The following is a 13889-nucleotide window of genomic DNA, read 5'->3' as shown; positions in this document are numbered from 1 at the left end:
GGGACGTGTGGTTGGTTGGCGTCCCGCGCGCGTTGGTGCTCACCCGTCACGCGTTGGCGTGCAGGGCTTCGTTGAGCGTGATGCCCTCACCCTTGCGCGGCCGCGCCTCGACGGCACCGGTGACCGAGTTGCGCATGTACAGCAGTCCGGGCTGCCCGGACAGGTCGCGCGCCTTCACCACGCTGCCGTCGGGCAGGGTCACCTTGGTGCCGGCGGTCACGTACAGCCCGGCCTCGACCACGCAGTCGTCGCCGAGCGAGATGCCGGTGCCGCCGTTCGCACCGAGCAGGCAGCGCTTGCCGATCGACACCACCTGGGTGCCGCCGCCGGACAGGGTGCCCATGATCGACGAACCGGCGCCGATGTCGCTGCCGTCGTCGACCACCACACCGGCCACGATCCGGCCCTCGACCATCGACGTACCGAGCGTGCCGGCGTTGAAGTTCACGAAGCCCTCGTGCATCACCGTGGTCCCGGAGGCCAGGTGGGCACCGAGCCGGACCCGGTCGGCGTCGCCGATCCGAACGCCGCTCGGTACGACGTAGTCCGTCATCCGCGGGAACTTGTCGACGCTCGCCACACTCAGGTGCTGGCCGGCCGCGCGGGCCCGCAGCCGCACCTGCTCGATGTTCTCGACCGGGACCGGGCCGAGCGACGTCCACGCGTTGTTCGGCAGCGCGGCGAAGATGCCGTCCAGGTTGAGGCCGTGCGGGCGGACCAGCCGGTGCGACAGCAGGTGCAGCCGCAGGTACGCGTCCGCGGTGCCCGCAGGCGCCTGGTCCAGGGTGATCTCGGCCGACACGACCTCACGCCGTACCTGCCGGATCTCGTCGTTGCCCTCGGCAGCGATCAGCTCGGCCGGCGCCTTGGTGTCGTCCGGCTGTGAGCCGAGCTCGGGCGCCGGGTACCAGACGTCCAGGACGGTCCCGTCGGCGGAAACGGTGGCGAGGCCGAAGCCCCAGGCGTGCGTGGCGTTCTCGGTCATGCCCACAAGCCTGCCAGACGCCCCACGCCGCGGTGGAGGCCGGTGCACCGGTGGCTGTGGTCACATGGACGGATGCAGACGGCATCCGCGGTGACCTTCGACACCGATCTCGGCTCCGACGTCGATGACGTCCTCGCCCTGGCGACGATCCTCGGCTCACCCGAACTCGATCTCACGGCCGTCACCACCGTCTACGGCGACACCCTGTTGCGGGCTCGGATGGCCGCACGGGTGGCCACGGTCGCGGGTCGCACCATCGATCCGATCGTGCCTGGCCGGACCGAAACCCGCTCCGGCCGGCCGGTCTGGTGGGCCGGTCACGAAGGCGCGCTCCTTCCGGACCTGGCCCGTGAGACCGTGGCCACCAACACCGACCCGATCGCGGTGCTCGCCGCCTCGCCGACTGTCGTCGCGGTCGGGCCGTTGACCAACGTGGCGGAGGCCGTCGAGCGGCCCGGGCACCAGATCGAGCAGTTGTGCGTGATGGGCGGCGACTTCTTGTCGGCCGATGCCGAGCACAACATCAAGTGCGACGTCGACGCGGCCGCGGTCGTGTTCGCCAGCGGAGTGCCGGCGACGGTCATCGGGATCGACCAGACGTCGCGGCTGCGGCTGGGTGGCGCTGTCGTCGCCGAGTTCGAAGCAGCGGGACCGCTCGGGCAGCTGCTTGGTGCGGAGATGCGGCAGTTCTGGAGTTTCTCCGCGTCCGACTCCAACGTCCCGCACGACCCGGCCGCGGTGCTGATGCTGACCGATCCGGACCTGTTCACCTTCGCGACCGGCCGGATCGAGGTCGACGAGGCCGGGATCACCCCGTTCACGCCCGGCGACGGGCCGCACCGGATCGTCGCCGATCTCGACGCCGAGGCGGTCGCCCAGCGCATCGTGGACCGGATCCTCGTCGCGTGTGCGGGCAGCCCGACCTGAGCCCGGCCCCGGCTGGGAAATTCGGCGGCGGCTGATCGAGCGGCCGTGATCTACTGGCGTGATGCTTCCGGCGTGGCTCTCGCATGTTGACGGACCGGTACTGCGGGCTACGGAGGCTCCGTCGGTCGGAGCGTTGCGCGGGGAGTTGCTGCGGCAGTGGGGATCGTCGGAAGTATGGCGGTTGTCGTACGGACTGCGCAGCGTGATCGTGAAGCGGGGTACGGACAGTCAGTCTGGTGAGGGAACGGCGTACGAGCGGTTCGTCATCCCCTTGGGGCTGCCGGCACCGGAGCTGATCCACGCCGAGGACGGCATGCTCGTGCTCGCGGACGTGGGCCGGGTGACGCTGGAGCAGGAGCCGTCGGCGGAGGGGTTCCTGGCTGCGGCCGAGTTGGTGGCCGAGATTCGCTCCCGGGTTGTCTCCGGGCCGAGCGGGTTCCCGCCGGAGCGGGTCAAGGAGTTGGCCGACCGCATCGACCGGATCTCGTTCGACGTCGGGCCGTTGACCGAGGCTCTCGCCGCACTGCACCGGGACGCACCGTTGGCCGTCGTCCATGGTGATTTCGTGCCGAAGAACCTTGTCAGCGACGGCACCCGGTGGACCGCGGTCGACTGGCCGCTGACGTACGTCGCGCCGTACCTCAGCGACCTGTACACCCTGGTCCGCGACGCGACCGCACTCGGCCACGACCGCGGTCCGATCGTTGCCCACTACGTCGAGACGGCCGGCGCGGATCCGTTCCTGGTCGACCGCCAACTCCTCGCCGGCGGCGCCTGCTTCTGCCTTCTCGCACTGGACTTCGTCGTCGCCGAGGGCCGGCGCACGATCCCGGAATCCGGCACCTGGATCGCCCCGCTCCTGGCCGAGCTCGAGGATCTGATGGACCAGCTGTCGTGAGGCTGCTCGTCCTCGGCGGGACGAAGAACCTCGGCCGTCATGTCGTCGAGGCCGCCCTGCGCGACGGTCACGACGTGACGCTGTTCAACCGTGGCGTGACCAACCCTGAGCTGTTCCCCGAGGTACGACGCTTGGTCGGTGAGCGGGCCGCGCCGGACGTGCTGGCGACGGGGGAGTGGGACGGTGTCATCGACATGTCCGGCTTCCTGCTTCCACAGGTCCGGCTGAGTGCGGACCTGCTCCGGGATCGTGTCGGCCACTACACCTACATGTCGTCGATCGCCGTCTACGCCAGCAAGGTGATGCCGGGGATGGACGAGTCGGCTCCACTGCTGGACTGGCCGGACGGTGCACCCGAGGACGAGTTCACGATGGACATCTACGGCCCGTCGAAGGTGCGCTGCGAGTCGTTGCTGTCGGCCACCTTCGGCGCGCGGACCGCGGCAGTTCGGTCCGGTTTCGTGGTCGGTCCGTACAACCCGGACTTCGGCAACTGGGGCTCCGCGCTCGCCCATGGCAACCGGATGGAGTGCGCCGCCCGACGCTCGCAGCCGGTTCAGTACGTCGACGCCCGCGACCTGGCCGACTTCCTGCTCCGACTCACGACCGAGCGCGTGAGTGGTCCGTTCAACGCGGTCGGGCCGACTCGGACGATGGTGGAGCTGGCCGACGCCTGGCGTTCCGTCGTACCCGATGCTGCTCCGGTGGACTGGTCGCCGGCGGTGGACCGGTTCCACCTGCCGCACGACGGGAGCAACGACGGGACGTTCCGGCTCGACAATCGGCGGGCCCTGGCGGCGGGACTCCGGCTGCGGGCGGATGCGGAGATCGCACGTGACTACGTGGCTTGGGTCCAGGATGGGAACGTCCCGCCTCCGCCGCCGCACTGATCCGTAGCATTGCCTCCCGTGATCATCGAGACAGGTGGAGGGCCGGTCGGCCCGACCAGCCCGAGCGGCGCCGGCTTCAGCAGTGTCGACGCGACCCGCTACTCCGGTACGACGGGAGGCCGTCAGGAAGCGGCGCTTCAGACGGTGGGTGGCCTACTGCAGGTCGGAGACCGGCTGCGGTACAAGATCTATCCCGAGCTCGACGAGATGCTCAGCTACTCGGCGACGTACGCGGCGGTGGACCTGGTCTTCGCCGACGGCACTCGGCTGTCCGGTCTCGGCGCCACGGACCAGTACGGGATGCCGCTCGATGCGGCTGGCCAGGGCGCGGCCAAGATCCTCTACGCGAACCAGTGGAACGACGTACAGGTCGACCTCTCGCCGGCGGCCGGGAAGACCGTCGACCGGGTGCTGCTCGTGGTCGACGCTCCTTCAGAGACTTTCGAGGGTTGGGTCGACGATGTCGAGATCGGGCCGGCGCCGGCCCGGCTGGACGGCACGGACCTGGCCGCGTACGTCGACACCCGGCGCGGCACCAACGCCAGCCACGACTTCTCCCGCGGCAACACGCTGCCGATCACCGCTTGGCCGAACGGCTTCAACTTCCTCACGCCGGTGACCGACGCCTCGACCCACCGCTGGCCGTACGAGTACCACCGCGCGAACAACGCCGGCAACCGGCCGGAGCTGCAGGGCCTGTCGTTCTCACACCAGCCCAGCCCGTGGATGGGTGACCGGGACCAGCTGACGATCATGCCTGTGGCCGCGGCCGAGCCGCTCGGCGATCCGGCCGAACGCGCCGCCGCCTTCAGCCACGACGACGAGATCGCCCGGCCGGACCTGTACTCGGTCCGGCTTGCGAACGGCGTACTGGCCGAGCTGGCGCCGACCGATCACGGGGCGATCTTCCGGTTCGGCTTCCCGGGCGACGCGGCCGGCCGGCATCTCGTGTTCGACACCATCGACGAGAACGGCGCCTTCAGCTTCGACGGGACCGCGCTGACCGGCTGGGTCGACAACGGGTCGGAGTTCGGCCGGACCCGGATGTACTGCTACGGGGTCTTCTCCTCAGCGCCCGAGGGTTTCGGGCCGGCTGTCGGTGGCCGGGACAACGCTCGCGCGGTGACGTTCTCAGGGGTGGAGGAGGTGACGCTGCGGATCGCTACGTCGTTCATCGGCGTCGACCAGGCGCGCCACAACCTGTCCCTCGAGCTCGAGGGACGATCCTTCGAGGACATCCGGCAGGCCGCGAACCAGGCCTGGAACGAGCGGCTCGCGGTGATCCGGCCGGACGACGCGACCGAGCCGCAGCTACGCACGGTCTACGGCAACCTCTACCGACTCAACCTCTACCCGAACAGCCAGTTCGAGAACGCCGGAAGCGTTGACGAACCGGACTACCGCTACGCCAGCCCGGTCACCGCGCCCGAGGGCGATCGTGCGGTGGTGAAGCCCGGGAAGATCTACGTCAACAGTGGGTTCTGGGACACCTATCGGACCGCGTGGCCGGCGTACGCGTTCCTCTACCCGTCGCTGGCGGCCGAGTTCGTCGACGGGTTCGTGCAGCAGTACCGCGACGGTGGCTGGATCGCACGCTGGTCGTCGCCGGGCTACGCGGACTGCATGACCGGGACCAGCTCCGACGTGTCGTTCGCGGATGCCTATCTGAAGGGCGTCGAGCTGCCGGATCCGTTGGCGACGTACGACGCCGGCCTCCGCAATGCCACCGTCGGGCCGGAGGCGACCGAGGTCGGGCGGAAGGGCGTGGAGACCGGGTTCTTCACCGGATACGTGAGCACCGACACCGAGGAGAGCGTGTCCTGGTCGCTCGAGGCGTACCTGAACGACTTCGGCCTCGCCGAGATGGCCGCCCGTCTCGCCGATGATCCCGCGGTTGCTGCCGCTCGCCGCGCTCACCTCGCGGAGGAAGCGGGGTACCTGCGCCGGCGATCACTGAACTACGTCCTGCTCTTCGACGACGCCGTCAACTTCTTCCAGGGCCGGCGGCCGGACGGTACGTTCGCGAAGACGCCCGAAGAGTTCGACCCGTGCGAGTGGGGCGGTGACTTCACCGAGACCGACGGGTGGAACTTCGCCTTCCACGTCGCTCACGACCCACGCGGCCTCGCGAACCTGTACGGCGGCCCGCGCGGACTGGAGGCGAAGCTCGACGAGTTCTTCGCCACCCCGGAACTCGCGGTGAAGAAGGGCACCTACTCGATCGTCATCCACGAGATGCTCGAAGCCCAGGCCGTCCGGATGGGCCAGTTCGGCTTCAGCAACCAGCCGGCCCACCACATCGCCTGGATGTACAACTACGCCGGCGCACCCCACAAGACGCAGGCCATCGTCCGCGAGGTCCTCGACCGTCTTTACGTCGGCGAACAGATCGGCCAGGGCTACCCAGGCGACGAGGACAACGGCGAGATGTCCGCGTGGTACCTGTTCGCTGCCCTGGGCATCTATCCGCTCCGCGTCGGCGCCCCCGAATACGCGATCGGCTCGCCGCTCTTCTCCCGCACCGTCGTCACCCCGCTGGGCGGCAAGCCCATCGTCATCACGGCATCGGGTGCGCAACACCCTTACGTCCAAGAGCTCCTGGTCGACGGCAAACAGTTGCCTACCGCATCAATCGGGGACGCCGAACTCCGCGCCGCCCACCACATCGAGTTCACCCTCGGCCCCGACCCGTCCGACTGGGCAACCCTGGCCACCCCACCCTCCATCACCCAGGACGACGCCATCCCCACCCCGCTCGTCGACCTGATCCCGCACGACCCCGGCAACCCCCTCTTCGACAACACCTCCACCACGGAGGTCACCTTCGACACCCCAACCCCCACCATCCACTGGTCCCTCCCTTCCCCAGCCACGGCGTCCTTCTACACCCTCACCTCCGGCACCGGCGGCACCCCCACCGCCTGGCACCTGGAAGCCTCCACCGACAACACCACCTGGATCCACCTGGACACCCGAACCAACCAGTCCTTCCCCTGGCCCCGCCAAACCCGCCCCTTCAAAATCCCCACCCCAGCCCCCTACCAGCACTACCGCCTAACCATCACCACCTCCACCAGCACCCCAACCCTCAGCCAACTCGAACTCCTCCACTAACCCCAGCCCAGCCACCGCACCACACCGAAAGGACCCCGCTTCGCGGCGACTGCCTATTGGCCGCCCCCGGCGGCGCACGCCGACCGCGACCGCGCACCCCACGTGATCGGCGCGACAACTCACCGACGTCGCCGGCCTACCTCCGAACCTCCGCCCGGGGCGGCGGCACCCGCGGACCGCGACCGCATGGAAAGGACACCGCTTCGCGACGACTGACTGTTGGCCGCCTCCGGCGGCGCGCGCCGACCGGGACTCCGCACCCACGTGATCGGCGCGACAACCCGCCGACGTCGCCGGCCTGCCACCGAACCTCGCCCGACCCGCCGTCCCATCCGCGCCGGGCGTCTGCCCGGGTCTATCCGTACCGAAGGACGGGTAGTAGTTGCCGCCTGGCGCCCCGGCCCGACCTGGCGCCGCCCGCGTGAGCCGGCTGCAGGCGACTACTACCCGTCTTTCGGTACGCCGGCAGCCGTTGGCTGGAGACACATGATCGGCGGGGGTGGGTTGTCGCCTCGTCCAGGCCGGGCCCCGGCCGGGTCTGCCCGTACCGAAGGACGGGTAGTAGTTGCCGCCTGGCACGCCGGCGCGACCTGGCGCCGCCTGCGTGAGCAGGCTGCAGCCGACTACTACCCGTCCTTCGGTACGCCAGCAGCCGTTGACCGGAGGCACTTGATTGGCGGGATCGAGCAGCCTCCCGGATATCCCCGACAGTTGCCCGCCCCGCCGATCACCTAACCCGTGTCACGATCAGCGCCGGCCACCGGAGGCGGCAACAGGACCGTCGCCGCCAAGCGGTGTCCGATCTGCGTCCTCGGATGACCTAGTAGTCGGTGGGAGGGTGGTGGTCGGTGGACAGTTCCGCACGCCGCCGGAGGCGGCCGACAGCTTGGTCGCCGCGGATCGGTGTCCGATGTGTGTTCTTCGGATGACCTTGTAGTCGGTGGGAGGGCGGTGGTCGGTGGACAGTTCCGTGCGCCGCCGGAGGCGGGCTACAGGGCAGTCGCCGCGGAGCGGTGTGCTTTCCGGCTAGGTGTTTGTGTCAGCGTTTCTTGGTTCGGGGGGCTGAGGTGGCTCGGATGTGGAGTTCGGTGCGGAGGGTGACGGTGGAGGGTGGGCGGCCGGGGGAGGCGGTGCGGTCCTTCAGCAGAAGGCCCGCGGTTCGGCCTAGCTCGTACGTCGGCTGGGCGACCGTGGTCAGGCTGGGTACGACGAGGTCCGCCCACGGGATGTCGTCGAAGCCGACCACCGCGATGTCGGCCGGAGCGCGGAGGCCCTTCTTTGCCAGGCATTCCAGCGCACCGACCGTCATCAGGTTGTTGGTGACGAACAGCGCCTCGGGCGGCTCGGCCAGTTCGAGGAGACTCTCCATCGCCGCATACCCACCGGCCTCGCGGAAGTCCGCGTGCCGGACGAGGTCCTTGTTGTAGCGGATCCCACCAGCCCGCAACGCCGACCGATAGCCGGCCAGCCGATCCATGGCCGTGCTGACCTTCCGTGGACCCGTGATGCACGCGATGCGTTGATACCCACCGTCGATCAAGTGTTTGACGCCCTCGTGCGCGCCGTGCTCGTTGTCGACCAGCACGGTGTCCGCCTCGACGCCGTCGACGCGGCGGTCGATCAGTACCAGCGGGATCTTCGCTTCCGCGAGTTGCTGCACGCCCTCGGCCGTCGACGTCGGGGAGATGACGACACCGGCCATCTGGTCGGTCAGCACCGCCGAGGCGTATGCCGCCTCCTTGGCCGGGTCCTCGTCGGAGTTGCACAGTACGACGTGGTACCCCTCGGTCTGCGCGACGTCCTCCAGACCACGGACCAACGACGTGAAGAACGGGTTCTCGATGTCGGAGATGACCACGGCCCACAGGTTCGTACTGGACTTGCGCAGGTTGCGGGCGACGCCGTTCGGGCGGTAGCCGAGCTCGGCCACCGCGGCCCGGACCTTCTCGGACAACTGCGGATCCACGTTGCGACGGCCGCTCAGCACCCGCGAGACAGTGGCCGGGGACACGCCTGATCTACGCGCGACGTCGTAGATCGTCGTCATGCCCGCTCCCCGCTGGAGATCCGAAGGTCGTCTGGATCGCACTCTAACCCCGATCCGACAGAAAGGATCTCATGTGGGCGGCGGTCCGACGCCAGATGTCGCGCCGTCGAGGAGAGCCACCGCGGCCGCGCGGTCCGGAGCGGAGTCCGCGGCGCCGTTCACGGTGGTGGAGAGGGCACCGGCAGCGTTGGCCAGACGTACGGCGTCGATCAGCTCGGCACCGCCGGCCAGAGACGCGGCCAGCGAACCGCAGAAGGCGTCCCCAGCACCGACCGTGTCGACGGTCGCGACCCGGTGCGCCTCGACTCGTTCCTCGAAATCCCGCGCCCGATCCAGAACGTAGGCCCCGCGCGACCCCAGCGTCACGACACACCCGCGCAGGTCCCACTCCTCGGCCAGCTTCCGCGCGATCGCGGGCACCTGCGATTCGTCGTCGCAGTTCAGCCCGGTCAGCGCGGCCGCCTCCACCTCGTTCGGTACCAGGATGTCGACGTACGACGCCAGCGTCGGATCGACCGGGCCGACGGGGGCCGGGGTGAGGATCGTGGTGACGTCCGCGGTCGAGGCGAGCCGGAGGGCAGCGTGGCTCGCCTCGACCGGGAGTTCGAGCTGGACGCTGAGGACCTTACTGGCGGTAAGTACGCCGGCTGCCGCCTCGACGTCGGCCGCGGTGATCGCGGCGTTGGCCCGGGACACGATGATGATCGAGTTGCCACCGTCCGGCAGTACGAGCGGCAGACCGACGCCCGTACCGAGCGACGGATGACGGACCACCCACGCGGTGTCGACGCCGTCGGACTCGAGCAGTTCGAGGAACTCCTCGCCGTACCGGTCCTCGCCGATGGTGCCGACGATCGCGGTCCGGGCGCCCATCCGCGCGGCCGCGATGGCCTGGTTCACGCCCTTGCCGCCGAGGAACTCCGCGAAGCCGGTCCCGTGCAAGGTTTCGCCTGGCAACGGTCGCCGTTCGGCCGAAGCGACCAGGTCCTTCATGAACGAGCCGAGCACGCAGACGTCGTACGAACTCATGCCTCGTCCCCCAGCAGACGCTTGCCGAGGGCACCTGATGGATGGAACCGGGCGAAGTCGTGGTGACTGAACTCCCGCAGTACGACGAGGGCACAGGCGAGCGCGTCACCCATCGCGAGCGAAGCTGTGGTCGATGCGGTCGGCGCGAGGTTCAGCGGATCCGCCTCCTTCAGCACCATCGTGTCCAGCGTGTACGTCGCCAGCCGGGCCAGCGTCGACTCCTCGTTGCCGGTCATCGCGATCACCGGGATCTCCCGGTCGCGCAGCATCCGGGCGAACGCGCACACCTCGGCGGTCTCACCGGAGGCGGACAGGGCGAGGACCAGATCGCGGGTCGTCACCGCACCGGAGTCGCCGTGCAGCGCGTCGCCGGAGTGGATGAAGGTAGCCGGCGTTCCGGTGCTGGCGAGTGTGGCGGCGATCTTGCGGCCGACCAGCCCGGACTTGCCGAGGCCGGTCACCACCAGGTGACCTTCGCAGCCGGCGACGGCGGTCAGGACGTCGAGGAAGACCCCGTCCAGCCGGTCCGCCAACGCGGACACCGCCGCGGCCTCGGTCTCGATCGCGTTCCGCGCCGCTTCCAACCCCCGTGCCACCAGGTCCCTGGACAGCTCGTCGGCCGTGCGGTGGGCGGTCGCACGGTTCGGCACAACTGGCATCCCAGCGCCTCTCATGTCAGAAATCGATTTCCGAAGAGTAGGCAGCCCGATCCGGCAGTGTCAACGTCTGCACCGAGGTCGAAACCCTCACGTGCACGAGGAAATCGGCCGGGTTGATCACATCGTCACCGGTTCGGGCCTTGACCGGCCAGGTCGTCACTCGTAGATTGCGAGAAATCGATTGCCAATCCTCGGTCGTTCGAGAGCACACCCCCTGGAGCACCTGATGGCCGCAACACCCTTCCCTGCCAGGCAGCTCAGCCGCCGCTCGATCCTGCGCGGCGGACTCGGCGCCGTCGCCGCGTCGGCGGCCGGCGTACCGCTGCTGTCCGCCTGCGGTGGCGACGACTCCGGCGGCAACGCCAAGGAGATGTCGTTCTGGAACTTCTACGGCCCGTCCGACGACCAAGGCCCACAGAGCAAGTGGTTCGTCGACACCGTCGCGGAGTGGAACAAGAACAACGACGTCAAGGTCAAGCTGCGCTACATCCCCGGCAAGGACTACCTGAACGGGACCACCCTGCAGACCGCGTTCCAGTCGGGGCAGGGACCGGACATCTTCCTGATCAGCCCCGGTGACTTCCTGCGCTACTACAACGGCGGCGTACTGCAGGACCTCGGCTCGGCGTTGTCCGACGAGTCGAAGGCCGACTACCTGCCCGGCCTGCTCGAGGCGCGCAGCGTCGACGGCAAGGTCTACGGCCTGCCGATGGAGATCGAGCCGCTGGCGATGTACTACAGCGAGACCGCGTTCGAGAAGGCCGGCTTGTCCGAGGCGGACCTGCCGAAGACCTGGGACCAGACCATCGCGGTCGCGGAGAAGCTGACCGGCAAGGACCGGTACGGCGTGATGTTCGAGACGCTGCCCGGCTACTACCAGAACTTCACCTGGTACCCGTTCCTCTGGCAGGGCGACGGTACGCCGATCAAGGACGGCAAGGTCGCGTTCGACTCGCCGGCCGCCGTCCAGGCACTGAAGTTCTGGCAGGACACCATCCAGCACAAGGTGGCCCCGCGCAAGGCGCTCGGCGACGGCGGCGGCGACGTCGTGTCCAACCTCGGCTCCGGCGCGGCCGCGATGCAGCAGAGCGGCATCTGGGCGGTCGCGGACATGCGCGCGAAGGCCAAGACCTTCAAGTACGGCATCATCCCGCACCCGACCCCGGACGGCGGCAAGCCGGCCACCGACCTCGGCGGCTGGGCGTTCGTGGCCAACTCCAAGGGCGCGAACCCGGAGGCCGCGGCGAAGTTCATCGCCTGGGCGCTCGGCTCGACCGATGCCGCCGGCATCGAACGCCAGCGGCAGTGGAACACCGTGGTGAAGACCAACCTGCCGCCGCGCAAGTCGGTGCAGCAGGCCGCGGACGCCAAGGGTGCGTTCGCCGACGGCGCGCTGAAGAAGTTCGTCAGCGAGATCGCGCCGACCGGCAAGCCGGAGCCGCGCTTCCCACCGGAGGTGTACCAGCCGATCGCGGACGCGATCCAGGCCTGCCAGTTGAACGCGGCCGACCCCGCCAAGGCGGCGGCTGACGCGGCGGCCAAGATCGACACCTTCCTGAAGACCTACCAGGGCGCGCCGATCAGCTGATGGTGACCACGACAGCTCCTCCCACCACCGCGCGGAAGAAGGCCCAGGCTCCCAAAGCCAAGGCCGGGATGACGCGGAAACGGCGCGAGGCACTGGCGGCGTACGCCTTCCTCGCGCCGGACACCATCGGCCTGCTGATCTTCGTCGCACTGCCGATGGTGCTCGCGTTCGGCGTCGCGTTCTTCAAGGTCGACGGCTTCGGCAACTACCAGTACGTCGGTCTGGCCAACTACAAGTTGATGGCCGGCGACGACCAGCTCTGGGCGTCGCTGAAGGTCACCGCGATCTACGTCGTCACCTTCGTGCCGATCGCGTTCGTGGTGAGCTTCGCGCTGGCCATGCTGGTCCGCAACCACTTCAAGGGCATCGGCTGGGTCCGCTCGGCGTTCTTCCTGCCGAACGTGGTCAGCCTGGTCGTGGTCGGCCTGATCTGGCAGTTCCTGCTGGTCGACAAGCGCGGCGCGCTGTCCAAGCTGCTCGCGCCGTTCGGCCTCGGCGACGTGTCCTTCCTCGGTACGCCGTCACTCGCGCTCGGCACCTATGTGGTGATCAGTGTCTGGTTCCTGATGGGATATCAGATGCTGGTCTTCCTGGCCGGGTTGAAAGACGTACCGAAGGAGCTCGAGGACGCCGCGCAGATCGACGGCGCGAGCTCGTGGCAACGGTTCCGCTACGTGATCTGGCCGCTGCTCCGCCCGACCAGCTTCTTCGTCGTGGTCAACTCGACGATCGGCGCGGTCACCGGTCTGCAGGCGTTCGACCTGGTCTTCGTTCTCACCAAGGGCGGCCCGGCCCGCGCCACCAGCACGGTCGTGCTCTACATCTACGAGCAGGCCTTCACCTTCAACAACATGGGGTACGCCGCCGCGCTGACCACCGTGGTCGTCGCGATCCTGGTGATCTGCACCGGCCTGATGTTCGGCTTCACCCGAGGAGGCCGCTTCGATGAGGATTAGATTCCTGCCCATCCTGGCGCACGTGCTGGCGATCATCGCCGTACTGCCGTTGCTGTGGATCGCGATCAGCGCGCTCAAGCCGGCCGAGGACGTGTTCAACTTCGGCTGGCCGACCACCTGGACGCTGGACAATCTGCAGTACGTCCTGCTGAAGATCCCGATGCCGCGGTTCATGCTGAACAGTGCGATCGTGGCGGTGGTCGTCACTGTGGTCGCGTTGTTCTTCCACTCGATGGCGGCGTACGCGCTGGCCCGGCTGCGGTTCCCGGGGCGCGGGATCATCTTCTCCGGCATCATGTCGACGCTGCTGGTGTCGCTGCCGGTGATCCTGGTGCCGCTGTTCCTGGTGGCCAAGCAACTCGGGCTGCTGGACAGCTACGCCGGCCTGATCGTGCCCAGCATCTTCCATGCCTTCGGCATCTTCCTGCTCCGGCAGTACTACCTGAACATCCCGCGGGAGCTGGAGGAGGCGGCCGACCTGGACGGCTGCGGCTACTGGCGGCGGTACTGGAGCGTCATCCTGCCGCTGAGCCGCCCGGTGCTCGCGTCGCTGTCGGTGCTGTTCTTCCTGGCCAACTGGAACGCGTTCCTGTGGCCGCTGACCATCACCAGGAACCCGGACCTGCGGGTGATCCAGCTCGGTGTGTCCGGGATGCAGGGGCAGTACGCCTCGGCCTGGAACCTCATTCTCGCGGCCGCGGTGATCGCGGCCATCCCGACGGTCGTGGTGTTCGTCGCGGGCCAGAAACGCCTGGTCGACGCGATGAAGACGACCGGCCTCAAGTAAAGGAACGCT

Annotated in this window: 11 protein-coding genes; 7 read left to right on the top strand and 4 right to left on the bottom strand. The window is 68.7% G+C overall.

The window, feature by feature from the left end:
• Positions 1-46: 46 nt before the first annotated feature.
• Positions 47-985, bottom strand: coding sequence for a 2,3,4,5-tetrahydropyridine-2,6-dicarboxylate N-succinyltransferase (dapD, locus tag ACGFH6_RS00515; RefSeq protein ID WP_393379213.1), 939 nt, complete (start codon positions 983-985; stop codon positions 47-49).
• Between the two features lie 72 nt (positions 986-1057).
• Between dapD and ACGFH6_RS00510 the strand changes: the two genes are divergently transcribed.
• The 4 genes from ACGFH6_RS00510 (at position 1058) to ACGFH6_RS00495 (ending at position 6814) form a co-directional block, all read left to right on the top strand.
• Positions 1058-1912: a nucleoside hydrolase gene (locus ACGFH6_RS00510; RefSeq protein WP_393379211.1), complete on the top strand. Its 855-nt coding sequence runs from the start codon at positions 1058-1060 to the stop codon at positions 1910-1912.
• A 61-nt stretch (positions 1913-1973) separates the two neighbouring features.
• Entirely contained in the window at positions 1974-2810 is an 837-nt protein-coding gene (locus tag ACGFH6_RS00505) for a phosphotransferase (RefSeq protein ID WP_393379208.1), read from the top strand.
• Entirely contained in the window at positions 2807-3700 is an 894-nt protein-coding gene (locus tag ACGFH6_RS00500; RefSeq protein WP_393379206.1) for an NAD-dependent dehydratase, read from the top strand. Before ACGFH6_RS00505 ends, ACGFH6_RS00500 begins: the two co-directional genes overlap by 4 nt.
• Before the next feature lie 18 nt (positions 3701-3718).
• Positions 3719-6814, top strand: coding sequence for a GH92 family glycosyl hydrolase (locus ACGFH6_RS00495; protein ID WP_393379203.1), 3096 nt, complete (start codon positions 3719-3721; stop codon positions 6812-6814).
• 1039 nt (positions 6815-7853) lie between these two features.
• Here the strand turns inward: ACGFH6_RS00495 and ACGFH6_RS00490 are convergent.
• From ACGFH6_RS00490 to ACGFH6_RS00480, 3 genes are all read right to left on the bottom strand, one after another.
• A complete protein-coding gene (locus ACGFH6_RS00490; RefSeq protein WP_131359232.1) occupies positions 7854-8861 on the bottom strand; it encodes a LacI family DNA-binding transcriptional regulator in 1008 nt (335 codons plus the stop codon).
• A gap of 69 nt (positions 8862-8930) precedes the next feature.
• Positions 8931-9890 carry a ribokinase gene (locus ACGFH6_RS00485; protein ID WP_393379200.1) on the bottom strand — a complete coding sequence of 320 codons (960 nt, stop codon included), beginning with the start codon at positions 9888-9890 and terminating at the stop codon, positions 8931-8933.
• Positions 9887-10549: an SIS domain-containing protein gene (locus ACGFH6_RS00480; RefSeq protein WP_393379198.1), complete on the bottom strand. Its 663-nt coding sequence runs from the start codon at positions 10547-10549 to the stop codon at positions 9887-9889. The genes ACGFH6_RS00485 and ACGFH6_RS00480 overlap by 4 nt, the downstream gene beginning before the upstream one ends.
• 226 nt (positions 10550-10775) lie before the next feature.
• Here ACGFH6_RS00480 and ACGFH6_RS00475 point away from each other — a divergent pair, with 226 nt between their 5' ends.
• The 3 genes from ACGFH6_RS00475 to ACGFH6_RS00465 are packed head-to-tail and all read left to right on the top strand — an operon-like array spanning position 10776 to position 13880.
• Complete coding sequence (locus ACGFH6_RS00475) at positions 10776-12137, top strand: ABC transporter substrate-binding protein (RefSeq protein ID WP_393379195.1); 1362 nt, start codon at positions 10776-10778, stop codon at positions 12135-12137.
• Entirely contained in the window at positions 12137-13093 is a 957-nt protein-coding gene (locus ACGFH6_RS00470; RefSeq protein WP_393379192.1) for a carbohydrate ABC transporter permease, read from the top strand. The genes ACGFH6_RS00475 and ACGFH6_RS00470 overlap by 1 nt, the downstream gene beginning before the upstream one ends.
• Positions 13083-13880, top strand: coding sequence for a carbohydrate ABC transporter permease (locus tag ACGFH6_RS00465; RefSeq protein WP_393379189.1), 798 nt, complete (start codon positions 13083-13085; stop codon positions 13878-13880). The genes ACGFH6_RS00470 and ACGFH6_RS00465 overlap by 11 nt, the downstream gene beginning before the upstream one ends.
• Positions 13881-13889 lie beyond the last annotated feature (9 nt).

This window comes from Kribbella sp. NPDC049227 (assembly GCF_043197265.1).
GTDB lineage: Bacteria > Actinomycetota > Actinomycetes > Propionibacteriales > Kribbellaceae > Kribbella.
Note: the sequence above shows the minus strand (reverse complement) of the source record. Positions and strands in the feature narration are given on the sequence as shown.

Excerpts from the sequence above, each read along its gene's own strand:
- dapD (WP_393379213.1), bottom strand. The coding sequence starts at position 985 with ATGACCGAGAACGCCACGCACGCCTGGGGCTTCGGCCTCGCCACCGTT.
- ACGFH6_RS00510 (WP_393379211.1), top strand. The coding sequence starts at position 1,058 with ATGCAGACGGCATCCGCGGTGACCTTCGACACCGATCTCGGCTCCGAC.
- ACGFH6_RS00505 (WP_393379208.1), top strand. The coding sequence starts at position 1,974 with ATGCTTCCGGCGTGGCTCTCGCATGTTGACGGACCGGTACTGCGGGCT.
- ACGFH6_RS00490 (WP_131359232.1), bottom strand. The coding sequence starts at position 8,861 with ATGACGACGATCTACGACGTCGCGCGTAGATCAGGCGTGTCCCCGGCC.
- ACGFH6_RS00485 (WP_393379200.1), bottom strand. The coding sequence starts at position 9,890 with ATGAGTTCGTACGACGTCTGCGTGCTCGGCTCGTTCATGAAGGACCTG.
- ACGFH6_RS00480 (WP_393379198.1), bottom strand. The coding sequence starts at position 10,549 with ATGCCAGTTGTGCCGAACCGTGCGACCGCCCACCGCACGGCCGACGAG.
- ACGFH6_RS00475 (WP_393379195.1), top strand. The coding sequence starts at position 10,776 with ATGGCCGCAACACCCTTCCCTGCCAGGCAGCTCAGCCGCCGCTCGATC.
- ACGFH6_RS00470 (WP_393379192.1), top strand. The coding sequence starts at position 12,137 with ATGGTGACCACGACAGCTCCTCCCACCACCGCGCGGAAGAAGGCCCAG.
- ACGFH6_RS00465 (WP_393379189.1), top strand. The coding sequence starts at position 13,083 with ATGAGGATTAGATTCCTGCCCATCCTGGCGCACGTGCTGGCGATCATC.